At 49.0% G+C, this 24,013-nt stretch carries 19 protein-coding genes; 13 read left to right on the top strand and 6 right to left on the bottom strand.

Annotated features, from left to right (window positions below):
* Nucleotides 1–49: 49 nt before the first annotated feature.
* Genes B9Y93_RS17020 through B9Y93_RS17010 form a run of 3 tightly spaced genes read left to right on the top strand, consistent with a single transcriptional unit; the run spans nt 50 to nt 5,201 of the window.
* Nucleotides 50–1,954, top strand: a complete 1,905-nt coding sequence (locus B9Y93_RS17020; protein WP_176228966.1) for a FecR family protein — start codon at nt 50–52, stop codon at nt 1,952–1,954.
* Between the two features lie 57 nt (nt 1,955–2,011).
* Complete coding sequence (locus B9Y93_RS17015) at nt 2,012–3,760, top strand: stalk domain-containing protein (RefSeq protein WP_085496295.1); 1,749 nt, start codon at nt 2,012–2,014, stop codon at nt 3,758–3,760.
* A 31-nt stretch (nt 3,761–3,791) separates the two neighbouring features.
* On the top strand, nt 3,792–5,201 hold the full coding sequence (locus tag B9Y93_RS17010; protein WP_085496293.1) for a L,D-transpeptidase family protein: 1,410 nt from the start codon (nt 3,792–3,794) through the stop codon (nt 5,199–5,201).
* A 73-nt stretch (nt 5,202–5,274) separates the two neighbouring features.
* Here the strand turns inward: B9Y93_RS17010 and B9Y93_RS24640 are convergent, their stop codons facing one another.
* Complete coding sequence (locus B9Y93_RS24640) at nt 5,275–5,412, bottom strand: hypothetical protein (protein ID WP_176228965.1); 138 nt, start codon at nt 5,410–5,412, stop codon at nt 5,275–5,277.
* Nucleotides 5,413–5,671: 259 nt separating this feature from the next.
* Here B9Y93_RS24640 and B9Y93_RS17005 point away from each other — a divergent pair, with 259 nt between their 5' ends.
* On the top strand, nt 5,672–6,766 hold the full coding sequence (locus B9Y93_RS17005) for a quinone-dependent dihydroorotate dehydrogenase (protein ID WP_085496292.1): 1,095 nt from the start codon (nt 5,672–5,674) through the stop codon (nt 6,764–6,766).
* A 57-nt stretch (nt 6,767–6,823) separates the two neighbouring features.
* Complete coding sequence (gene yjbM / locus B9Y93_RS17000) at nt 6,824–7,633, top strand: GTP diphosphokinase (RefSeq protein WP_085496290.1); 810 nt, start codon at nt 6,824–6,826, stop codon at nt 7,631–7,633.
* Nucleotides 7,634–7,829: 196 nt separating this feature from the next.
* On the opposite strand, the gene B9Y93_RS16995 is transcribed toward yjbM, so the two are convergent.
* From B9Y93_RS16995 to B9Y93_RS16985, 3 genes are read right to left on the bottom strand one after another with little or no spacing between them, the layout of a single operon-like run.
* The gene (locus tag B9Y93_RS16995; protein WP_085496288.1) at nt 7,830–8,912 is read right to left on the bottom strand and encodes an efflux RND transporter periplasmic adaptor subunit; all 1,083 of its coding nucleotides are present in this window, start codon (nt 8,910–8,912) and stop codon (nt 7,830–7,832) included.
* 44 nt (nt 8,913–8,956) lie between these two features.
* On the bottom strand, nt 8,957–10,324 hold the full coding sequence (locus B9Y93_RS16990; RefSeq protein ID WP_085496285.1) for an ABC transporter permease: 1,368 nt from the start codon (nt 10,322–10,324) through the stop codon (nt 8,957–8,959).
* The gene (locus tag B9Y93_RS16985) at nt 10,321–11,022 is read right to left on the bottom strand and encodes an ABC transporter ATP-binding protein (protein ID WP_085496282.1); all 702 of its coding nucleotides are present in this window, start codon (nt 11,020–11,022) and stop codon (nt 10,321–10,323) included. Before B9Y93_RS16985 ends, B9Y93_RS16990 begins: the two co-directional genes overlap by 4 nt.
* Before the next feature lie 214 nt (nt 11,023–11,236).
* Between B9Y93_RS16985 and B9Y93_RS16980 the strand changes: the two genes are divergently transcribed.
* From B9Y93_RS16980 to B9Y93_RS16970, 3 genes are read left to right on the top strand one after another with little or no spacing between them, the layout of a single operon-like run.
* Nucleotides 11,237–12,826 carry an RsmB/NOP family class I SAM-dependent RNA methyltransferase gene (locus B9Y93_RS16980; RefSeq protein ID WP_085496280.1) on the top strand — a complete coding sequence of 530 codons (1,590 nt, stop codon included), beginning with the start codon at nt 11,237–11,239 and terminating at the stop codon, nt 12,824–12,826.
* A complete protein-coding gene (locus B9Y93_RS16975) occupies nt 12,827–13,576 on the top strand; it encodes a pseudouridine synthase (RefSeq protein ID WP_085496278.1) in 750 nt (249 codons plus the stop codon).
* 26 nt (nt 13,577–13,602) lie between these two features.
* Nucleotides 13,603–14,409 (top strand): Cof-type HAD-IIB family hydrolase, encoded by an 807-nt coding sequence (locus tag B9Y93_RS16970; protein WP_088549583.1) that lies wholly within the window; start codon nt 13,603–13,605, stop codon nt 14,407–14,409.
* 58 nt (nt 14,410–14,467) lie between these two features.
* On the opposite strand, the gene B9Y93_RS24925 is transcribed toward B9Y93_RS16970, so the two are convergent.
* Complete coding sequence (locus B9Y93_RS24925; RefSeq protein WP_139829187.1) at nt 14,468–14,557, bottom strand: sporulation protein YjcZ; 90 nt, start codon at nt 14,555–14,557, stop codon at nt 14,468–14,470.
* Between the two features lie 368 nt (nt 14,558–14,925).
* Between B9Y93_RS24925 and B9Y93_RS16965 the strand changes: the two genes are divergently transcribed.
* Nucleotides 14,926–15,858, top strand: a complete 933-nt coding sequence (locus B9Y93_RS16965) for an ABC transporter ATP-binding protein (RefSeq protein WP_085496275.1) — start codon at nt 14,926–14,928, stop codon at nt 15,856–15,858.
* A complete protein-coding gene (locus tag B9Y93_RS16960; protein ID WP_085496273.1) occupies nt 15,855–16,613 on the top strand; it encodes an ABC transporter permease in 759 nt (252 codons plus the stop codon). The genes B9Y93_RS16965 and B9Y93_RS16960 overlap by 4 nt, the downstream gene beginning before the upstream one ends.
* A gap of 57 nt (nt 16,614–16,670) precedes the next feature.
* On the opposite strand, the gene B9Y93_RS16955 is transcribed toward B9Y93_RS16960, so the two are convergent.
* A complete protein-coding gene (locus B9Y93_RS16955; protein ID WP_085496270.1) occupies nt 16,671–17,843 on the bottom strand; it encodes a GGDEF domain-containing protein in 1,173 nt (390 codons plus the stop codon).
* A 101-nt stretch (nt 17,844–17,944) separates the two neighbouring features.
* Between B9Y93_RS16955 and B9Y93_RS16950 the strand changes: the two genes are divergently transcribed.
* From B9Y93_RS16950 to B9Y93_RS16940, 3 genes are all read left to right on the top strand, one after another.
* Nucleotides 17,945–19,075 (top strand): glycosyltransferase family 4 protein, encoded by a 1,131-nt coding sequence (locus B9Y93_RS16950; protein ID WP_085496268.1) that lies wholly within the window; start codon nt 17,945–17,947, stop codon nt 19,073–19,075.
* Nucleotides 19,076–19,350: 275 nt separating this feature from the next.
* The gene (locus B9Y93_RS16945; RefSeq protein WP_176228964.1) at nt 19,351–20,670 is read left to right on the top strand and encodes a metallophosphoesterase family protein; all 1,320 of its coding nucleotides are present in this window, start codon (nt 19,351–19,353) and stop codon (nt 20,668–20,670) included.
* On the top strand, nt 20,667–23,909 hold the full coding sequence (locus B9Y93_RS16940) for an AAA family ATPase (RefSeq protein WP_085496265.1): 3,243 nt from the start codon (nt 20,667–20,669) through the stop codon (nt 23,907–23,909). Before B9Y93_RS16945 ends, B9Y93_RS16940 begins: the two co-directional genes overlap by 4 nt.
* Nucleotides 23,910–24,013: the final 104 nt, after the last annotated feature.

The raw sequence follows: 24,013 nt of genomic DNA, 5'->3' as shown, positions 1-24,013 counted from the left end.
TGAACGAAAACCATTCATTGCCGATAAACATGAAGAGAGGAGGTCTGTGATGAGAGCGACACGTTACATTGCCGTCTTGCTGTTGATTATGCCGATCCTATTTGGCGTACAGCCTCATCAGATAATGGCGCAGGATAAGCTTGTCCGGGCCGCCGTTGTAACAGACTGGAAAGGAAAAGCTTCGGTCACAAAGACAGGAAGCAAAAAAGCCATTCAGGTTTTCAAAAAAATGAGCATTAATGAAGGAGACCGAATCGTAACAGGCGCGGAATCCAAAGTTGTCCTGCAGCTTGTTGGTGGAGACAAAGAAGATACAGTAACAATTGGAGAGGACTCGGACGTTACCTTTGCTTCGTTGAAGAGTGAAAAAGGAATCAAGACGAAGATTAGTGTGTGGTCAGGATCTGCATGGCTGAAGGTGAAGTCTGCAGCAGGTGCGGATGCTAGATTTGAGCTGGAGACGCCTACTACGGTGATGGCTGTTCGTGGTACTCAGTTTGGCGTGCATGTGAGCCCAGCAGATGGCCGTTCTCGACTGCAGGTGGCAGCGGGGGTTGTAGAAGTGCGCTACCCTGTCCAAGAGCTAAACCATCACACTAAGTCCTCCTATGGGGATCAGTCTATGCTTATGCTGGATCAGCTCAAGGTATATCCGGCACAATCTGCTTTATTTATTCCAAGACAAGCAGATAACGGCCATGTTCGTGCATTTATCAGCTACATAGATCCCGCGCTGCTCGCTAATGAGAAGGATGCGGCTATGATTGAAGCGATGGCTGCAGGCTATCAAGATGCCGTGGAGGAGAATAATCAGCTGTGGGAAAAGTGGACGAAGGCATTTGCAGAGTCCCCTGATTTCTCTTCACCTTCTTTACAATCGTATGCGGAGCTTGGAAAGGACGGAAGTGCTACATCGATAACAGAGGAGCTTCTAGAGCGTGCTAAGCATAATATCGACTATATGATAGGCGCAGTTATGCTTAAGGCGGAAGCGAATGGAGTGGTCTCAAAGCCGGTGTTGACAAGCTGGCTGAAGGAGGCAGGGCTGAATGCGAATCATATCACGCTTAAGCTGACAGATGATGAGCGTTCGATGCAGCAGAACATACAGCTAATAGAGCAGGAGTCGGTTAAGGTTGACATGTCTGATCGGCTGGGACAGCTGACAAAAGAGCTGGAGGCTGCCTGGCAGCAGCGTCTACAGAATCAGAAGGAACTTGATCAAAAAGCGCAGGCCGAGCTTGAAGAGAAATATAAGGACCGCCTCAGCGCCCAAGAGAAGCTGCAGTATGAGAAGGATCGACTGACCGCTAATGAGGAGCTGTGCACACATGCATCCGCCTATTATGCATGCAGCGATTCCGGAGGCGGAACGGGAGAAACCTCCACTGGTGGAGGCGATGGAAACGGCGGCAAGCCGGAAAATCCTGATCCGGAACCAGAACCGGAACCAGAGCCAGAACCGAAACCGGCTAACGTCATTGAACTTGGCACCAATTCTAAGGATGCAACTGCTGGAAGTCGGGTTATGGTTAATGTGCTGCTGGCAAGGTTTGATGCGCCCCCGCAGGTAAGTGCTGTAGAATTAACTTTTGAGGTTGCAGGCGGAGATTGGGATATGATCGAACTGACAGGCCCAGACAAGAAAAAATATAGACACGGAGCCAATGGGAAGCTGGGCATTGCCTTTACGGCTGCTGAACATGCCTCCTCCTCAGCAGTTGATCAGATGAGGCCTGATGGTAAACAACTGGTTTATCGGGTGCTGAAGACGAGCGCTGGCGCAGTGTCGCTTGAAAATGGCGATGTGCTTCTATCCCTTCCCGTGACAGCGCTTCAGGAAGCGAAGCTGGTAATCTCCATCAAGGACGTTAAAATGTATGATGCCGCCGGAAAGCTAATCGAAGCACATGCTTCAAAGGATCAATTGGCTATACCGATCCAACAACCTTAACAACTACACATCTCGTTATCTATTTGGAGCGGGTACAGGATAAGGAGCAGTAAGAGTATGAATAGATGGTTGCATCATCAATGGTTTAAACGATGCTTGTCACTCGTTTGTATGCTTATCATTGTTCAAGCAGCAGCGGTACATGGCATGTTTGGAGGCGGGCGGGCCATCGCTGCTTCTGCCGCTAAACCTAATAAGACCGATACACTCTCTGTGATGAAATCGCCTAGATTCGATGCGAAGGATTGGCTGCAGTCACCAGAATGGTATGAAATGGATTCATTGACGGGTATAGGAGCGCCGGGCTATCGTGATGGCAGCGTTGATCGGGCAGCTTATCGCAATCCTTCTGGCTTGTTCGCTGCAGCGGATGGCTCATTGCTTGTGGCAGATACGGGCAACCATATCATCCGCAAATGGACGATGCAGGGGACAACTTCTATCGCTGGAGCGTGGCTCGGTCCCCTTGACACAGGACTGCCACACGGCGGCTGGCATGACAGCAAGGCTGCTACTGCCTTGTTCAATGAGCCCTCGGCTATCGTGCAGGCGCAGGATGGAACGGTATACGTAGCAGATTCAGGCAATCATGTGATTCGCAAAATTGACCCGATGGGCAACGTAACAACAATAGCAGGAGACGGACTTGCTGGCTTGCAGGATGGAGTGGGCGCCAAGGCTCGGTTCCATTCACCGCACGGCATCGCGCTTGCCGAGGATGGAACGCTTTATGTTGCGGACTCTTTGAATCATGTGATTCGAAGCATTGATTCAACCGGAAAAGTGGTCACGCTGACCGCACCAACAGATCGAATTGTCGAATATTCGAAGGGGGCTATTGCAGCTGCGGGTGATTATAAGGATGGCGCATTGGAACAAGCAAAGTTCAACGAGCCTTCAGCGATTATCGTTGCTCAGGATGGGACACTGATTATTAGTGATTCAGGCAACCAGCGTATCCGTCAAATCGATCTTAAGAAGCGGCAGGTGTCCACGATCGCTGGCGGCAATCGGTTCAGCTCATCTCAATGGTATGCGAAGAACAGCTTATATGCACCGCCTGGCTACAGAGATGGGGCAGCAAGTGAGGCGTGGTTTCATTATCCTGTTGGACTTGCAGAGCTGCAAGACGGGAGTCTCGTGGTGGCGGATCGCAACAATCATGCGATACGATTAATTCGAGACAAGCGTGTTTACACCATAGCAGGGAGCAGTACTACAGCAGGATATCAAGACGGCATTGCTTCACAAGCATTGCTGCATGAGCCGACAGGAGTGGCGGTACTTCCAAATGGTGCGATTGCCATAACCGATTCCTTCAACAGTGCCATTCGGATCTTGAAGCACTATCAGCTTCCTGAGCAGGCATTGGATCAACTGGCAGCAGGCGTAGAAAAGAGACCGCTGCTTGTATACAATCAGCAGTTGATTGTTAGTGATGCGCCACCACTATTGCATGAAGGAAGAACCTATCTTCCGATTCGGGCATTGGGGGATGCCATTGGTCTCTCTTCGGCTTGGGATGCATCCGATGGAAAGGCGAAGCTGTCAGCAGGAGAGACAGCCTATCATTTTGAACCGAATGAACGAGAGGCAGTACGGCAAGTAGGGAGCAAGTCGGAAGCGATAATGATGGATCAGGCTCCGCTGCTTATCAAAGGAAGATTGTACGTGCCTGTTCGATTTTTTGCCGAGGAGTTCGGATTCCGAGTAGATTGGATTCAAGCTCTAGACACAATCGTTGTTCGTGATGCTGCACATGTAAAAATGATCAGGCATTCATCTGCAGCATCGCTGAAGCAATAAGGGTAGACCATGGATCAGCAGGAGGGCTAACATGAACAAGAGGCAGGAGGATGCCGGATTCTCTGCTAAAGATCAAGCCTATATGAAGAAATACGTGGAATCCCACCCAGACAGTCGGATGGCGTGGTACTTGCTTGGCAAAGAGTATGAACGAATGGGAGAGCTGAATAAAGCGAAATACTGCTTCAATGAAGCAGGCGATATCTATAAGGCGTTTGAAAATGAGCCGCTGCCAGCGGAGATGGAAGCTGAGGCAAGAGAGAAGCGACAGCAGATCGTTCTATGGAAGCAGGACAAGAAAAGACGGCAGAAGCTCATCATGCGCACTATTGCTACAGCACTCTTCTTGCTTATTATGGGAACAATCCTGATCACAAGTGATGCAGATGCGCCCTCTATGAGCCCAGTGAAGCAGGTGGAAGATCCAAAGGATATGGTAGAAGTGGAAAAGCCGAATGTGGCCGTTCAGGACCATATCTACTTATCGGTCAAGGGGGCTGCGGGCAAACAAGGTGAGCTGTTGGCGAAGCTGCTGCAGGAGAGGATAAGCGCTGATGCCTCTTCCCTAATCGTTGAACAAGACGATGCAGGGCGGTGGAAGCTCTGGACGCAGCAGCCGCAGCCTGTATATGCGCTGCAGGCAACCGATAAGAAGCGTATCTCGCAGGTAACACAGCTGCAGCAAGCGGATTGTGAATGCGAGGAGGAGCGGGCGAAGAGCAAAATCAAGGCGCAAAGCTGGGCAGAGGATCAAGAGCGGATGATGCAGGCGAGATCAATTCTGTCGGCGGTTCTGACGCTTGGAAAAAAACCGCCTTCTGATCTTCATCAGCTGGCAGCAGGCTATCCGAACAATACGATTGCTGGAGTGGACAAGCTTCTTATTCCGTATTACGAAAAGGCTTATGCGGAATGGAAAGCATTCGGCGCACCTCTGACGGAAAAAGGCGGCGAGGAGCTTTGGAAGGAACATCCTGCTTCAAGCACCCATCCATTTGGCGGGCCGCTGCGCATCGTTGTCGATAAGGCCAATCATCGGCTGGCAATCATTAGCGGGGATCAGATTCTCCGCAATTATGAGGTGGGCCTTGGTGGAAAGCGGACGCCAGAAGGCGAGTTTGTGATCTCGGAGAAAGTCGTGAATCCTAATGGAAGTGCAACGGGGGCCTTTGGGAGCAGAGGAATGACGCTATCGGACACCTTATACGCCATCCATGGAACGGACGAACCAGAGAGCATGGGCCAGGATCAATCGCTAGGATGCGTAAGGATGCTGCGTGAGGATGTAGAGGAGTTGTTCGACCTCGTGCCTATGGGGACAAAAGTAACGATTACATCAGGTGTGCTGCCTGATGAGAAGCATGTGCCTGAAGGGGACAGATATCGCGTGCCACTGACACCGAAGCAGGATAATCCCCATAAGATTTATAAATGGCTGTAGGGATTGAACTCTTGATCCGCAGACTGCTTGGCGCTAGCTTGCAGTCTGCGGATCTATTTTTTTGCTCAGAACATTATAAATACAGTACCATGAGAACGATTAGGACCAAGACGATGAAGCCTAAGGAGCCCACCACCCATTTCAGTGCGCTGCGATTGACTTCTTCTTGCTGCTTGTGAGACATGGTTGGCTTGACTCGTTTGACAGACATGTTCATCACCTTTCTTTGCATCACTTGTCATGAGAATGATCTAGAATGAATACAAAAATCGTATACTACTATTGTAAACGGTTTCTCTTTTTTGGGCTATAGATTTCATTTCGGGAGTACTTTTCTTTTATTCATCAAACGATTAAACTGATGCATAGGTGTGTTGTGGATTCGGCAAGAAGTGGAATCAAGCTAACCATTTAATATGATTTTATGTTAGAATTAATTACATGATAACTGACGAACGGAGTGACATCTTTTGTTATACCGTAATTTTCTGAAACCTATATTTTTCCGTATGGACCCTGAACGTGCGCATCATACTGTAATGGGAGGCATGTCTGCGGCTGGGAAAATTCCAGGAGCGCTGGCGATAATAAAAGGGCTGTATGGTGTCAAGGAAGACCCGATGCTTGCATCCGATGTATTTGGTCTTCACTTTCATAGTCCAATTGGTCTAGCAGCAGGACTTGATAAGAATGCAGAAGCGGTTAGAGGGATGTCAGCTGTAGGCTTTGGCTTTCTTGAGGTGGGAACCGTAACGCCTGTGGGGCAGCCTGGCAACGACAAGCCAAGAATGTTCCGACTGCCTCCTGACGAAGCGCTTATTAATCGAATGGGCTTCAATAATGAAGGCGCGGATGCCATGCTGAATCGATTGACAGCATTGAAGCAGCACACGGTGCCGGTATGGGTGAACATCGGTAAAAATAAAGTTACCCCGAACGATCAAGCGCACGAGGATTATCTTACATGCATTCGCAAGCTGTATTCGGAAGCAGACCTATTCGTAGTCAACATCAGCTCCCCGAATACGCCTAATCTCCGCAATCTTCAGCACGGCGAGGAGCTTCGCCAGCTGCTGGGGCAAATTGTGCTGGAAATGAAAAAGCAAAATGAATCTGCTGGTAAGAATAAGGCTGTATTGGTCAAGATTGCACCGGATGTCACGGAAGAGGAACTGGCGCACATGACAGAGACGATCGTTGACAGCGGCGTGTCGGGAATCATTGCGACGAATACAACTTTATCCCGCATGGGAACAACGCACGCAAACCGTTCAGAAACTGGGGGCTTAAGCGGAAGACCTCTGACTAAACGGTCAGCAGATGTCATCCGCCAAGTGTATCAGCTGACGGAAGGGAAGATTCCGATTATCGGATCGGGCGGCGTGTTCACAGCAGAGGATGCTTATGCCCAGATTTGTGCAGGTGCAAGCCTGGTAGAAATATATACCTCCTTTATCTACCGCGGCCCAGATGTGAACCGCGAGTTAGCAAAAGGACTAAAAGAACTGCTTCAGCGTGATGGCTACAAGCATATCTCAGAGGCGATCGGTCGAGATCATCGCTGATGAATTGGCCTGTCGCCTTAGCAAGCATGAACGGTTGTAAGGACAGGAGGCGTAGAGATGGACGGAAGAGACTGGGGAAAGTTTTTATTACCTTATGAACAAGCCGTCGAAGAGCTGAAGGTCAAATTCAAGACCATGCGAAACGAGCTTAAGAAGCGTGAAGAATATTCACCGATTGAATTCGTAACGGGACGGGTAAAGAAAATATCGAGTATCCTGGAGAAGTCGAGACGGCTTCATATCCCGATGGAAGATATTGAGCAGGGCATAGAAGACATTGCCGGGATTCGGATCATGTGCCAGTTTGTAGAGGACATTCGTTATGTTGCGCAATTGATTCGTAACCGTAAGGATATGAGTGTGCTCTATGAGAAAGATTATATTACGAATTTCAAGGACAGCGGCTATCGCAGCTTCCATATGATTGTGGAATACCCTGTACAGACAGCCCTTGGGCAGAAGCTCGTGCTGGCTGAGATTCAAATCCGTACTCTGGCAATGAACTTCTGGGCTACGATTGAGCATTCGCTGAACTATAAATTTCGGGACCGACTTCCTGAGGACGTGAAAGAACGTCTTAAAAAGGCAGCTGAAGCGGCCTTTATTCTTGATAACGAAATGACAAGCATTCGTCATGAGATTCTTGATGCTCAGCGCAGCTTCGAAGATAAGTCGAGAATTGTGCAGAATTGCTTGACCTTCATTCAGGAACTGTACTTCTACCATCAGATCCATGAGGCGCTTCAATATCAAAGTCGCTTCAATGAGATTTGGGAACATGAGGATCTTGCAGGCTTAAGGCAGCTTGAAGAAGAGTTGATTCAAGCGATAAGCGATGCAAAGCGCAGCAACAGTGTGAAGGATTAGCCGGAATCAGAATAAGTTAAAGGCTCGTCATCCTAATGGGATGCGAGCCTTTTTTTGAGCAAGCTGGTGGTTCAATCAGCAATTTTAGAATGAGCACTTAGGATGAAAAGATAAGTATCAAGAATGAGGATTGTGTTATATCGTGCATTCATGCCAGCTGTCATCGATAGAGATGCAGTTCATCAGCATTAGGCGGCTATTGCAGGACTACGACATCACCCATTTGAAGTCCTTCCTTAACTTCGATCTTCTCAGGCGTTTCCATGCCTGTTTGGATATCTCTGCGGATGACTTGTCCATCGGATTGACGAAGCATGACGTACGAGCCTGCCTCATCTTTCATCACGGCAACCGTTGGGACGACGATCACGCCTTCCTTGCGTTCCGTCTCGATCTGACCGGTCAGGCTTAAGCCTGCAATAAGATGCTCGCTCTTTTCAAGACTAATGATGACTTCGAATTGAGCAGGCTGACTGCTGTTGCTTTCCGTTCCGCTTTTTGCAAATTTAGATACTTTCAGCACGTCACCATATAGCGTAATATCCTTCAACGCATTAATAGTCACTTGAACAGGCATTCCTTCTTTAATATTGAAGACATCCTGTTCGCCTACGAAGGTGACAAGCTGGAGCTTGCTCATATCGACAATCTTGCCGATTCGTTCATTTTCTTGGACAAGCTGCGGCAGCTTGGAGGCATCATCATACAAGAAAATGCCGGATGTCGCCGCCTTGTACTGGGCTTGGTTCATTTTATTTCTTTTTTCCTTCACATCTTCGACTTGAATATCGGTTGTGACCTGACTTAATTCACGCTGCAGCTTAGCGCTCTCGCGTTCAATGAATTGACGCTTGGCTTCTTCTTCTGTCATCTCCATCGCAGCATTTGCTCCAGCTGCTTGCTGCTGGAATTCTGCCAATTGCTTCTCAAGATCCTGCTTCTTCAGATTCGCCTCCGTTTGAGCGATGTCTTGCTTTAGTTCTTTCGTGCTTAATTGGAAGAGCACATCGCCCTTGCTGACCTGCTGGCCGTCCTTCATGGTCCACTTCTCTACCTTGCCAGTGAAAGGGGCGTATACGATCGTTTCCTTTTCATAGGTGGATTTGCCTTTTACCTCGATATTATGGATTAGAGTTTCCTTCGAGATGTCAAAGGTGATCATGGAATCCAGGTCATTGTTGTTCATAGCGGGTGTATTCGGCTTGCTGAATTGATAGAGTCCGTAGCTGATACCTAACACGATGATAATCACAATCAGCCATTTTATTTTTTTCTTCATAAAAGGTTAGTCCTCCCTTTGTTGTACCAATAACCTTATTTCAGCTAATCTCGTTTTATCGCCGTCAGCGCGTCTGTCTTCGAAGCCGACAACGCTGGATAGATGCCAGACAGCACTCCAGTCAAGATCGCAAAGAAAATGCCGAGCGGGATAATGTAGAACGGAATGAAAATAATGGTTTCCTGGCTTGACGTTGCTGTTATGACTGCGCCATTAATGCCCCATACGATCCAATAAGACATCAGCACCCCGATCAATCCCCCGATAAATCCAAGCAAGGCGGCCTCGATAATAAACATGTTGCGGATCTGGCCAAGATTCGCACCAAGCACCTTCATAATGCCGATTTGCCTTCTGCGCTGGTAGGTGGACATGGTCATTGCTACGACGATGGAGATGGAGGCAATAAGCAGTACGAACAATCCAGCTCCAAGCGCGATCGTACGGATGATGGCAAACTGCTCCGTGAGTCGATCTTTCTGATTGAGATTGGTCTGTGTGTTCAGCACGAGCTTCTTGATCTGCTCTTCCACCTTAGCTACGTGGTCTTGCTGGTCGACCTTAACCACGACAGCATTGTATTGGCCTTTCTTCAAGGGAGCAACCCCGCTCGTTTCGCTAAGCTTCAGCTGATCCATAAGCAGCTCAGCGGTCTCAAAAGAGACATAGGCTTTCTTGTCATAAACGGCCATGCTGTCCGTTGAATTAGCGGGCTTGGCCAGTATTCCTGTGACTCTCATATAGGAGCTTGAAAGTTCCTTATTCGGCTCCATGCCCTGATATTTAAAGCGAACCTGCTTCTGATACAAGGAAGCGGGCAGCTTTTGAATCTGATTAATCTGCTTGTTAAGCTCCTCGTTGAAAGGATCTCGCTCAAGCTTCGTATATAGATCATTCAAAGCCTGTTGATCAATTAAGCCGAAGGTGGCTCCATGATTGAGCACGATTGTATCCGGGATATCTGAGGGGGAGCCTTGCCTGAACGTATTCCCCATAGACATCAGCTCATTCAGGTCAGTCGCAATGACTTCAACATGGTTGTTGCGATCATCTGACATAAACATAGGCATATAGGATAACGACTGCATGGGCAGCGCACTCTTCACATGAGGAAGCTTGCGAATGACCTCCAGCTTCTGATCGGTAAGCTGTCCGCGTATCGCTTCTTCGCTGTTCGGATTGGACTCGCCGCTGCGATTGCCGCCAGCAGAAAAGGGCGTTACTGTAATCTCATCAATGCGCAGGAAGGAGTTCATCTCCTTCTCCGCATAGGACTGTGCGGAATCTCCCAAGCTCATAGCTACGATGATGGCGGCACAGCCGATGGAGATCCCTGCCGCGCACAGTGCCGTCACAACTTTGCGTCTTCGCAGCTGATCAAACGCTAAGGACATATAATCTCGAATTCTCATGTTGTTCCTCCAAGCACAGGCGTGCGCACAGGTTCCTCTTCAAGATGACCATCGCGCAGGGTGAGGACACGTCTTGTATGTTCGGCAACCTCGCGTTCGTGCGTGACGATAATGAAGGTGGTCTGCATGCTCTTATTAAGTTCTTTTAAGATCGCGATGATCTCTTCTTCGGTTTTGGTATCCAGGTTCCCTGTAGGCTCGTCCGCAAAAATGACCGACGGCTCAGTGATGAGCGAACGAGCAATACTTACGCGCTGCTGCTGTCCGCCGGACAACTGAGAGGTAAACATCTCCGACTTGTCGGGAAGACCGACCTGCTCAAGCAGCACCATTGCTTTTTCCTTGCGCTTCCTTGGCGATAGGCCTTGGAAGACGAGTGGAAGCTCAATATTCTCTCTAACGGTTAAATTCGGGATCAACTCGTAGGCTTGAAAGATAAAGCCGATATGTGATCTTCTGAATTCGGCCAGCTGATTCTCGTTCATCGTCACGATATCCTGACCGGCTATGTAAATGCTGCCCTCCGTCGGCTTCATTAAGCCTGCCATCAAGTTCAACAGAGTGGATTTCCCGGAGCCGGAGCTTCCAAGAAGCGCAACCATGTCTCCTTTATGAACTTCAAAGCTGATTTGATGAAGGACCTCGGTCCATTCAAGACCATTCCGGAAGGAGTGCGACAGTTGATCTATTTTAAGCATAGGACTTTTGTCTCCTTTCCCATTTAAGCCTAAGAACGATTGTACATGCTGTTCTCGATTGTGAACAAGCGAAAAGATGCAACGTGACAATATTGTAATGTTGATTGGACGTAAGCGTTTGAAAGATTACGTCAATATTTCAAAATAAGTTTCAAAATGATATGCTGTACATAGTAATGACACGTAAGGCTTGAAAGGATGAATATATCGATATATGAGGCTTCCTACAGCGTTTGTAAACGCCATGAAACAGCGGCTTGGCGAAGAATTTGAAGCATTTATGAAGAGTTATGAGGAGATTGTGCGTGCGGGAATTAGAATAAACACGATAAAGACGGAAATGGATAAGGTTATCGCTCATCTTCCTTATCCTGCGGCTTCCATACCTTGGACCAAGGATGGCTTCTACACGCCGCCAGAGGCAAGACCTGGCAAGCACCCGTTTTATTATGCCGGCTTGTATTACATTCAAGAGCCAAGTGCGATGTCGCCAGTCGAGCTGCTTGATGTTCAGCCAGGGGATTATGTGCTGGATCTGTGTGCGGCTCCGGGAGGCAAATCCGTGCAGATTGGGGCAGGTCTTGAAGGACAGGGCTTACTTGTCACAAATGATATCCATCCAGACCGTACGAAGGCGCTTGTGCGCAACATGGAGCTGTATGGCGTCACCCAGTCGATCGTGTTGAATGAAGAGCCAGCACGAATAGCAAATGCATTTCCCGCCTTTTTCGATAAGGTGCTGGTCGACGCGCCATGCTCAGGCGAAGGCATGTTTCGCAAGGATCCAGACATGGTTCGAGCTTGGGAGCGGGAGCCGGTTACGACTTATGCACAGATGCAGCAGGATATTCTCGATTCAGCTGCCAAGCTTGTTGCGCCTGGAGGACGGCTTGTATATTCTACATGCACGTTTTCACCAGAAGAGAATGAAGCTTCAATCGCACGTTTCCTAACCAAGCATCCAGATTATAAGGTCATTCCGATTGAATTAAAGCATGGCTTTGCAAGCGGAAGACCGGAGTGGGCGCAAGCCTGCATGGAGGAGCATGGCTGGGAGGCTGACAACGAGGCGATTGAAGCGACTCGACATACCATCCGCTTATGGCCGCATCGCCTGCAGGGCGAGGGTCATTATGTGGCTGTTCTTGGGCGAGCTGGAGCACGCGAGGAGCGCGAGGAGCTTCAAGGTGCTGCAGCTTGCTCGTTACAGGGACATCCTTGTACGAAAGAACAATCCCATGCTGGTTCAGCACTCAAGCATCGGGAATCGAAGAAGCATGCTCGTAAAGGCAATAAAGAGGATAAAAAGGCGATGCGCACTCATTCAGGCCCTGTGAACAAAGGCCCTCGCTTGCCTGACGTTACCGAGCAAGATCTTTATTCTGCCTTCTGCCAAGAGCACTTGCGTGAGCAGCCTGCTCCGATGAATGCGATGATGAACACCTATGGATACAGCTGTCCGCTGCCGATTGAGCGGCTGTCTGGTCTTCGCGTCGTGCGGCCAGGCTGGTTTCTCGGGACGTTCAAGTCTGGACGCTTCGAGCCTTCGCATGCGATGGCGCTTGGACTCAAAGCTGTCCACATGAAGCGTGTGTATCCTCTTCAAGTGGATTCAGACACGCTGATCCCGTACTTGAGAGGCGATACGCTAACAATAGGCGAAGAGCAGCTTGTTCTGCATTCGGGTGCTGCAGCCAAAGGGTATGTGCTGATTACCTTGATGGATGCGCCCTTGGGCTTTGGCAAATACGTGAATGGCATGCTCAAAAATGAATATCCTGCGGCGTGGAGGTGGAATTCTTAAATGGCAAAGACGATGAGAGTGGATAAGCTGCTCAGCCATATGGGCTGCGGCACAAGGTCGGAGATCAAAAAATGGACGAAGGCAGGCTTGATTCAAGTGAACGGAGCCGTTATAAAGGACAGTGGCAAGCAAGTTCATCCTGAGCAGGATGAGATTCGATTGGATGGAGAATTAATCCGTTACCGCGAATTTATATATGTTATGCTGAACAAGCCGCCTGGGGTCGTCTCAGCGACAGAGGATCGCCATGACCCAACGGTTGTGGAATTGCTGGCAGATGAACTGCAGGCCTTTGAACCGTTTCCTGTAGGGCGGCTCGACAAAGATACGGAGGGCTTGCTGCTGCTGTCTAACGACGGCAAGCTGGCTCATGAGCTGCTGGCGCCAAAGAAGCATGTCCCAAAGACCTATTATGCTAAGGTGCAAGGCCGTGTAGACGATGCGGATATTCGTGCCTTCGAGGCAGGGGTCACCTTAGATGACGGCTATGTGACCAAGCCTGCACATTTGATCATTACCTCGGTAGAGGAGGGAGCATCGCTAACGATGTCTCATATAGAACTTACGATCTCTGAAGGGAAGTTCCATCAGGTAAAGCGAATGTTTGAGGCTGTTGGCAAGAAGGTGACTTACTTGAAGCGTCTGTCAATGGGAGCATTAGTCCTTGACGAAGCACTCTCGCTCGGTGAGTGGAGAGAACTTACAGATGAGGAGCTTCATTCATTGAAGAATACGTCCTTATCGAAATAGAAAGACATGATGGAGGGAAATAAAACTTGCATATAAAGATGGTAGCATTGGATATGGATGGAACGCTGCTTCATGACGATCATCGTTTGTCGCCGAAGAATAGAGCCACGATTCAAGAGTTGTCAGCACATGGTGTTGACATTGTTCTATGCACAGGAAGGAGCCCGAGCAGCACACTGCCTTATCTAGATGAGCTTGGGATGGATGGGATCGTAATCACGCATAACGGTGCAGCAACCGTACAGTCGGTAGGGCGCAAGGTGCTTCATTCCTTTGAGATGACTCAAGAAGAGCTTAGCCCTTATTTGGCGTTTTGCGAGCAGCATGACCTTCATTTTGATTTGAATACAACGTTTGATTTGTTTGTGACACATTATGAAGCCTTAACACCTGAGATGCTGGGCTTATATGCACAGTTTCGCATCGAGCCAAAGGGCTTTCCCGGATGGGATCAATTAGAGAGCCCGGTCGTAAAGATGACCATAAGCGGTGAGAAAGAACGGATGGACAAGATAGAAGAAGAGCTTGCGAAGTGGGATCATAAGCTGCAGTGCATCCGATCTGGCGACTATTTTATTGATGTCATGCATGCTGAAGCCACTAAGGGAAATGCGCTGAAGAAGCTTTCTGAGATTCGTAATGTGGATCAAAAGAACATTCTAGCAATCGGCAACTATTATAATGATTTGACGATGATTCAATTTGCTGGAATCGGTATAGCAATGGATAATTCTCCAGAAGATATCAAGGAAGCGGCTGATGACGTGACCTTGTCCAACAATGATGATGGCGTACATGCTGCATTGGTCAAGTACTGCAAGTCCATTATATAGAACAAAAAGGAGGGGGATTAATCCCCCTCCTTATCGTGGTAGCGTTCTGTTGTTGGAGTTAGTAAAGGAATACTTTAGAAACGATGACCAACAGGATGAACAACACCAAAATAACACCCGTGGAAGTGTAACCTGCTACAGCACTCATTATACAATTCCTCCCTTAGCAATGTAGTTGGTCCACACCGAATCGGGCTGATTTGGCTCCGGGCAGTTGGAGGATGCAGCGGAACCGTCCGTCATTCGGTATATAGTATAGTATGCGATCGCCTTGATCAGGATTGGACATTTATCCCGATTCCTTGCATTTGGGCTATACCGCCAAGTTTCCTCTTCATACACAGGCATTGATTCTTTATAGACAAGCTTCTGACGTCTGCCGCGCCTCCACCCCTTCAATCTGGAAGATGACGATAATGTAAGAGTTTTTCTCCCTATAATGCATTACAATAGTAACTGCCAGTAAGCAAATCCCCAAAGGATATGACTAGGGTGTAACAAATAAGGAGTGAGGTCATGAATGATATCGTCGTAGAGATTAGAAATGTGACGAAAAAAATGGGCGGCAAGACGATTATTGATAACTTGTCGTTTAGCGTAGAACGCGGAGAAATATACGGCTTTCTTGGACCGAATGGAGCGGGGAAGACAACCACCATCCGCATGATGGTTGGACTGATGTCCATGAATGCTGGTGAGATCATTATTGAAGGGCACAATGTAGCGACAGATCGTGCTAAAGCCATGATGCATGTGGGCGCTATTGTTGAGAACCCTGAGTTATACAAGTTTATGACAGGTCGTCAAAATTTGATCCACTTTGCCAGAATGAGCGGCAGAACGATTAGTGAAGAGCGGATCCAGGAGATCGTGAAGCTCGTTGATTTGGATCAAGCGCTGGACAAGAAGGTCAAAAATTATTCTCTAGGCATGAGACAGCGTCTTGGAATTGCTCAAGCGCTGCTGCACCACCCATCGATTCTAATTCTTGATGAACCAACCAATGGCCTAGATCCTGCTGGAATTCGAGAGCTTCGCGATTACTTGCGGCGCTTGTCTAGAGAAGAGAATATTTCGATCCTGGTATCCAGCCATTTGCTCTCTGAGATAGAGCTGATGTGTGATCGTGTATTGATCATTCAGAATGGCCAATACGTGGGTGAGCGTTTATTGGATGGCAGCAAGGAAGGCTCGCAAGCAGAAGAATTACAGTCGATTCAGCTGCAGGTAGAGACAATGGAGGAGATTCAACAGGCGCTGCAGGATAGCGCATGGAGCATAACCTCAGCTGAAGGCAATCGCGTAACGCTGAGCTTGCCACACCATGACATCCCACAGTTGATTGAACATCTCGTAAAGCAAGGTGTGAAGCTGTATGAGGTACGGAAGGTTACACCAACCCTTGAGGATACATTCTTGCAAATGACAAAGGGAGGTCGTATCCAATGAAGTACTTCAACGGACTGGTTCAAAATGAATGGATGAAGGCAACAAGCAAAAGACAATTGCCTTACTACTATATCTTCTTGGCGCTGCTTGCAATTGGGATCGGCGTTGTGATGAGACTCGCGATTGGAGGAAGAGGCGAATATGCTGCGATAGAATCCATGAACGTCAGCATCTCTGTGCTTCTGACCATATCAAGTTACTTCTTTATTGTTGTGGCATCTCAGACGATAACGGATGAATTCAAGGACGGCACCATCAAGCAAATTCTAATTCGTCCTGCAAGCCGCACGATGGTCTTAATGTCCAAGCTTGCGAATCTGCTGCTGATTATGCTGTCTGTCTATGTTCTGGCAGTTGTCCTGAGTGCTGCAGTCGGCTTTATTTTGTTCTCAGGGGATACGACCATGACCATCATGGATGTGCTGAGACAGACCTTATTGTCGCTGCCATCCGCATTATTCTATATGCTGTTTGCTTTTATGGTTGCTGTGTTAACAAGAAGCTTAGGGCTAGCAATCAGTATTCCGATCATTATTCAGTCGCTAAGCGGACTGACGATGTTTATGGCGAACAAATCGTGGTACAAGTTCCTCATCTTCCCGAATCTGAATTGGGAAGGGTTTATAACAGGGAACTCCAATGCATTGCCTTATGAGGGAGCAACATTCCTATTCACGCTTGTCATTTATGTGATCTATATGCTTATTCCGCTCCTTGCATCGATTTACGCTTTTAATTCGAGAGACATTCAATAAGATAAAAAGATCCCCTGCAAATCGCAACTGACCTGCAGGGGATTGTTTATGTCTACGTCAACTTGATTTGGACGGATAATGGGATGCGTTGCTTAGCTGATCGAAGCTCGTTACACGATTCTTGCCGCGCTGCTTGGAACTGTACATCGCTTCGTCGGCTTGCTGAACAAGATCATCAACCGTAAGCTTTGACTTGTGAATGCTGATCCCGAAGCTGCCGGTGGCGCCTGTCTCCTGCTCAATTCGGACGCGGATCGATTCGGCCAATTCCACAGGATTCACATGCTTATTCGTAATGAAAGCGATGAGCTCTTCTCCGCCAAAACGGCCTGCAAGACCGTACTCCTCTACCTCTTCGCGAATGATATGCGCGGTTTTCTTCAGCACTTCATCGGCATACATATGTCCTTCTGTATCGTTGAGCCTCTTGAAGTTGTCCAAATCACAGAAGATAAGCGCTCCATATCGATTGCGATGGTTGAACCACTGATTCATGCGCTGATACATATATCGCTTATTATACAAGCCTGTAAGGCCATCCGTAATGGAGGTCCGATAGGTGCTTTGCAAATTCTCAATAATTCGTTCAAAGAAGATCAAGAGCAGAATACTATAGAACAATAGAGCCGTCACCTGCGTGATGGAAAAAAGAAAGTCATTGCCTGATTCGTAAATATAAGCATTGAGCATCAAGATGACCAAATACAGATTGTAGGTCAATAAGCCAAGCAGATAAGGGATGCGTTGATTAATTCGCGGCGCGACCCAGAAATAGCACAGCAGGGCGCAGATCATTTGATATACAATGGTAGGCCAATACAACCCACTATGGGTGGATTCAACAGGCATTAAGGATACAGATAGTACCGCTGACACAGGAATGCCTGCCGCGAGCAGGATAAAGCGATTGCGCATGCGCCGGTTCATCCGCTTGTACAGCCGCAGTACAGCTAGATTCAACAAGATATAGGATAAGGCCAGCATGGAGGCTCGTCCGATTCCAAACCAGTGCTGCGTTAAGAGTGCATGCGAGTAGTCTGATACCATAATGATCCGATCAATGAGCACAAGGGCGAGGCCGATGCTGAGCCATATATATGCGAAAGAACGCTGTCTTGTGTACACTCTTAGCGCTAAGGTGATCATGATGATCATCAAGTAAATCAAGCAGTATACACTAAAGGCAGCTGTTTCGTATGAGTCCGGAATGAACATGAGAAACTCATTCATAGGTGAGAGCTCCTAAACGTTTTTTGTTTACGGAAAGTAAGGTCTAATATATCATAAACAATGGTGAGCGAAAAGGGAATGCGAAAAAAGGAGGGGGAATCGTGAAAATATTGCAAGCCTTGTTTTTCCCGCCTGAACAGCCGGGTGGGGTATCGTCTATGATCCCTTATATCCTAGAACGATTTCAATCGCCAAATTGGGAGATGGACTTGTTTTCCCTGCCGAAGCGCATTAGAGGAAAAGGATCAGAGCCTGTGTCCTTTGAGACCTTTGATTGGAATGAATATGGGGACAGTCTTATCGTTCAAAAATATATGCAAACCTATAAAGATTATGTCTGGTGGACGAAGCTTAGGATTCAAAAAGAGTATGATCTCATTCATGCTCATCATCCGATCGCTGCGCTGGTTATGAAAGAGCTTTTTCCAAAGACGCCGCTTATCATGACCATTCATTCAAGCTTTGAGCAGGAGTTGATCTTGAATAAGCGCATTGAAGCAAACGGGCCAGAGTATCATTTCTTAACTTCACTGTACCGGGAGCTGGAGGAGAAGGCAGACCTTATCATGACCGTGTCAGAGTCTTTTAAAAAGTATCTCGACGGCTTTTTGGTCGAGGCTGAAAAGGTCGAGGTGCTGCCAAACGGATTTGACGAGAAGCGATTCAAGCCAATCTCTCATGACAATGTTGTTCCTCAGCTAATCACGGTATGTCGGCTCGTGCCGGCCAAAGGCATTGATGTGCTGCTTGAAGCCTGCTCAATGCTGAAGCAGCGTGGACTAGACTATGTCCTTCATATTATTGGCGATGGACCTATCCGTGAGGATTTGGAACATAAGGCTCAGCAGCTGGGTATTTATGATGAGACCATCTTCTATGGCTATATGCTTCATCCTGAAGAGTTCATGCCGTTCTCGGACATCTTTGTCCTGCCGTCACGTGCCGAAGCCTTTGGCTCGGTATTTGCAGAAGCGGCCTTATGCTGGCTCGCGCTTGTCGGTACGGAAGTGGGCGGTATCTCCGAGCAAATCGAAGATGGGGTGAATGGCCTGCTCGTTCCAGTGGATGATGCGGCGAAGCTAGCAGAAGCGTTGGAGCGTGTCATGACGGATTCGCAGTTCCGCTATGAGTTGGCCCGCGCCGCTTGGACGAAGGCAAAGGGAACGTATTCGTTAAGCCGCATTGTCAATGAGCTGAAGCTGACATATATGAGGTTTCGCAAAGCAACCTGAACAAAGGGATTAGCCGTGTCGTCACATAAAGACGGTTCGAGTACCCTGTCTAACTGGAATGTTCGATAAGTGAACAAGACCTCAGTCTCCACGCACAATGCTGTGGGTATTGAGGTCTTTTCACGTGTTAGTATAGGCAGTATGTTATCTGACACCTTTAGGGGACAGCCCCTTTTCACAAAGGCGTTTCCTTTTTAAAATAGAAATAGATGAGGATATAAGGAGTACGCTGAATTTATCTATTTATAGCGATTACAATGCAGGGAGTGAAGGGGATGGGATTTCGATTTGTACATGCAGCCGATCTTCACTTGGATAGCCCGTTCAAGGGACTTGCGGAGCTTCCTAATGAGCTGCGTGAGCAAGTGCTTCAGTCTACCTTTACAGCATGGGACAAGCTGGTCGACTTAACGATCCGTTGTGGTGCAGATGCGCTCTTGCTTGGCGGAGATTTGTTCGATGGGGCTCATCGAACACTACGAGCCGAATGGCGTCTGAGAAGAGGCCTCGATCGGCTTGGCGAGGCACATGTTCAGGTATTTATTATACATGGCAACCATGATCCAATGAAGCAATCCGAGCCTTGGTCGGAAGCCGAGCATGTCCATGTATTTGGCACACATGAGCCGCTTAGTCTCCCGTTATTCAATCAGCAGGGAGAATGGGTAGCTGTTGTGACAGGCATGTCGTATGGAGAAGCGGCGGTCTATGATAATCTGGCTTCCTTGTATCCAAGAGAGCCAGAACGAAGAGTTCATCAACAAACCGGACGTTCTGTCCCTGATTCCATGTACCGCATCGGGCTTTTGCATGGGACTGTGGATTCGAACAAGGATCATGATCCCTATGCCCCTTGCACGAAGGAGGAGCTTGTTCAGAAGGGCTATGATTATTGGGCGCTAGGCCACATTCATGTGAGGCAGCTTCTGTCCACTGATCCCTATATCGTATATCCGGGCAACCTCCAGAGCCGGCACATCAAGGAGACAGGAGCAAAGGGGGCTTTTGTGGTTGATGTTCATGATGATCACAGCACAGAGCTTGCCTTTCATGCCCTCGATTGCATGCGCTGGTTTGAAATGGAACTTAATCTCCATGAAGCGAGCAGTCTGCAGCAAGCAGGGGATATGCTGCTTCGAGCGGTGGAAGATATCCGTGAAGCAAGCGAAGGTCGATCAGCATTTGTACGGATGACGTTGTGCGCAAGCCCTGCTGTGCAGCATGACCTGCTGCAAGGCGATCTACAGCAGGAATTGCTTGAACTATGGAAGGAATCCGAGTGGCCGCGACTTGAGAGTGAGGAGTCTATCGTATGGCCTTTGCAGATTATGGTGAACCGCGAGGAGACAAGCGACTTGGAGCGCTGGCGCGAGGCCGACCATTTTATTGGAGATGTCGTGCGTCTTGGGGATGCGCTGCTTCAGGATAAGGAGGAGCTTGCAGCGCTGCTCGAAGAGGTGTTGGGCAGCTTCTACAGCCAGCGAAGGCTTCGCCAGTGGCTGCAGCATCAATCGGAGGCGGAGCAGGAAAAATGGATGAGAGATGCGCTTCAACTCGTTGTTGGCAGATTGGATCAAGGAGGTGAGAAGGGGTGAGAATCACTGAGCTCTATCTGGATGGCTTGGGTCCGCTTAAAGCATGCACGCTGAGCTTTGCTCCTGATGGGCTGACGCTTATTGTTGGACCGAATGAAGCTGGGAAGAGCAGTGCTGCCGAGGCGATTCGGATGCTGCTATATGGAGTGCCGAAGCGTCAGGAACGAAGCGCCTTAAGTTGCCAGGGGGCATTTAACGGCAGACTGCATATGCTCGATGATCAAGGGCAGCAGTGGATCAGCGAATGTCGGGAGCAGGCGAATGGCTTCATGCACCGGGTACAGCACTTGCCCACGGATGCAGTCATGATGAAGAAAAGCCTGCCAACCATGGAGAAGGAGCTGCTTGGCGGAGTTAATCTAGAGATGCATCGCAGGCTGTACAGCATCTCGCTTGACGAGCTCCATGCCATACATACCCTGCAAGGGGAAGAGCTGCGCTCCTTTTTATATGATTCTGGATTCGATGCGGGAGTTCGCTTGGTTGAGACTGAGGGCTGGCTTACCCAGGAAATGGAGAAGCTATACAAGCCAAGAGGCCGAGTACAGAAGCTTCATAGTGTGCTGCAGGAGATGGAGCAGCGGAGCAAGGATCGCAAAGAAAGCGAAAAGCACGAACAGCGGCTGCTGATCATACAAAATGACAAGCGTATTTGCAAGGAATCTCTAGCGAATAGGCTGCAGCGAAGGGAGCAAGTGAAGGAACAAGTGATGCTCGTTGAACGAGCTGTTCGCTGCAGAGAAATATGGGTCGAACTCGTGGCAGTGCAAGAAGAGCTTGCTTTGCTTCCCAAGCTTGAACGGTGGCAGCCAGCTTGGCAAGAACAGCTGGGACGGATTCAGCAGCGATTGGACAGCCATGAGGAACGGGGCCGCTTTATTGAACGTAAAGTGGAGCAGCTGACACATGAGTATATGGCCTTGAATGACCGACTGCTGATGAGCGCTCAGGAGATCAAGCGTCGTGTTAGCGAGATCGGCATGATGAAGGCCTATTGGCAGGAGATGAAGGAGCTAAGCCGGGAGCGGGATATGCTGAAGCAAGAGCTTGAGCATATCGTCAGTATGGACAGCCAACGCGGGCAAGAACGAACAGCAGGCGAGCCGATCGAAGTCTCGTTGGATGATGCTGCGCTTGAGGATGTACAGCGAATGAAGGACAGGCTGTCGAGGAAGGAGGATCAGGCTGTCCGAGCAGAAGAAGAGGGGCATCGTGCTGGCGTCGAGCTGCTTATGGCAGAGGAGAATGAAGAGCAAGCCAAGGCTCTCTTGAAGCGTCATCATGACTTTGGAGTGCTGGGATGCGGGTATGCGCCTGATGCGTTTCGCGTACAGCGTCTCATTCGCGACGTAGAGGATGCCGTATCCGCTCTTGAGGAAAAAAACCGCCAAGAGCCTCTTCCTTCCTCATTGCCGCCAAGGCATCGGCGGCTTTATCCTTATCTCATTGCCGCTGCCGGTCTTCTATCCGCTGGGATCTGCGCCTATATTCAGCAATGGGCAGGTGCAGTGCTGTTACTGCTAATCAGTACTGCTTGCGCGGGCCTGATGTATGCTGCCATGCCTAGATTGAATAAAGCTGAACAAGCTGCTGAATTGTCGCAATATGATGGGCTGCTAGAAGAACTCAAGCCCGTGATTCATGCGCTGGGCTATTCGACTGCTGCTCCTCGCATGAACGACGCCGTGGAGGAGACGGTCTTAGGACGCCAACGGCGCGGACAGCAAAGGGGAGCAGCGAATAAGGCGAGTAAGCAAAGGTCCGTGCAGGTGAGCGCAGTAAAGTCGGCAGGCCTTTCATCTCCGCTCATGTATGAGGCATTGGATGCTGTTCAAGCCTGGGATCATGAACGAGAACAACTGGAGACAAGCTGCCGCACGGTCCGAGAGCTGCACAAGCAATGCATGCGGGATGCTGAAAGGGCGCGTTACAGCGAAGAGAGCCTTAGTGCAGAATTGAGTAAGCTTAAGTCAAACTGGATTCAATGGCTGATAGAGCATAAGCTGCCTGAGGGCTGGAGTCCCCAAGCAGTGCTAGACTGCTCCTCGCGATCCATGCAGGCTCACCAGCGAAAGGCTAGGATAGCCCGCTGCGAAGCACGCTACCAGCAGCTGGATGAAAGTATGAATACCTTCGTTCAGCAAGTGGATGCTTTGTTCCTGCGTGCATGTGAGCAGGAGGAGAAGCCTCTGACGCACACATTTGATCATGCACAGGAACAGCGCTTCCGATCGAATGGGGATCTTCAGGCTGCCATGATAGCCTTGAATGAGCTTCATGAGAAGCTTCAGCTTGAAGAGGAGCGTGCGTTGGAGAATCGACGACTGGAAGCGGCCATGGCGGAATGGCAGGCTGAGCTGGACCATGTTCAACAGGAATGCTTGAAGCTGTCTGAAGCGCAGAAGAGCATTTGGAACAACGCGAAGGTGATGAGCAAGGAGCAATTTGCCGAGCGCTGTCAGCAGGAAGAGCGGAGAGCTTATTTAGAGCAGAGAAATAGGGAGCTGAAAGCGGCATATGGCCATGGGGGGACAGAAGCATCAACGGCCTCCATAGAGGCGCTTCTGGCCACCTATGATGAGCTGCAGCTAGAGCAGCAATTGACGGATTCACAGCATTTGCTGGAGAAGCTTGACCAAGAGATTCGCGACTTCGAACAGCAAGCTGGTCGATTGAGTCAAGAAGAGGGGCAGCTCGTGAAACAGTTGGAGACCGAGGCCTGGCACCAGCGTATGGCGGAGCTTGAGAGTGAGCTTGATCAGCTTGGAAGCCAGTACGCGGTATATTCCATCGCAAGGGCGCTTATCCGTAAAACGAGACGAAGCTATGAGCAGGAAAAGCAGCCATTCGTACTGAAGCGAGCGGGGGAATATGTCCGTCGGATGACGAATGGTCAATATGTCCGGCTGATGTCTCCTGCAGGCACGCAGGATATTCATCTAGAACGATGCGATGGCGAGTGGATTGACAGTCTATCCTTAAGCCGAGGCACAGCAGAGCTTGTTTATTTGGCAATGCGCTTCGCATTGATTGATGGCTTGTCCAGCAGAGTAAGTTTGCCTGTAATCTGGGACGAGCTGTTTGTGAACTTTGATCCAGATCGCCTCCGCCATACATTGCGCTGCATTCCTGAGCTTCTTGCCGGACAGCAAATGATCTGGACGACTTGTCACCCATACATGGTTGAGGCTGTTAAAGCAGCTATTCCAAATGCTCATATTATTTCGCTGCAAAGTTGAGCAGGAGGGCTCTCTTCATTAGAAGGAGCCCTCTTCCTGCTGCTATTTATTCTGTTGTTCAGTCGATCGCGATACGCTTTAGAATGAAGAGAGGAGTGCTGTGA

It is taken from the genome of Paenibacillus aquistagni, from assembly GCF_900177815.1.
Classification (GTDB): Bacteria; Bacillota; Bacilli; order Paenibacillales; family Paenibacillaceae; genus Paenibacillus_B; species Paenibacillus_B aquistagni.
This window is presented reverse-complemented; position numbering and strand designations above follow the sequence as displayed.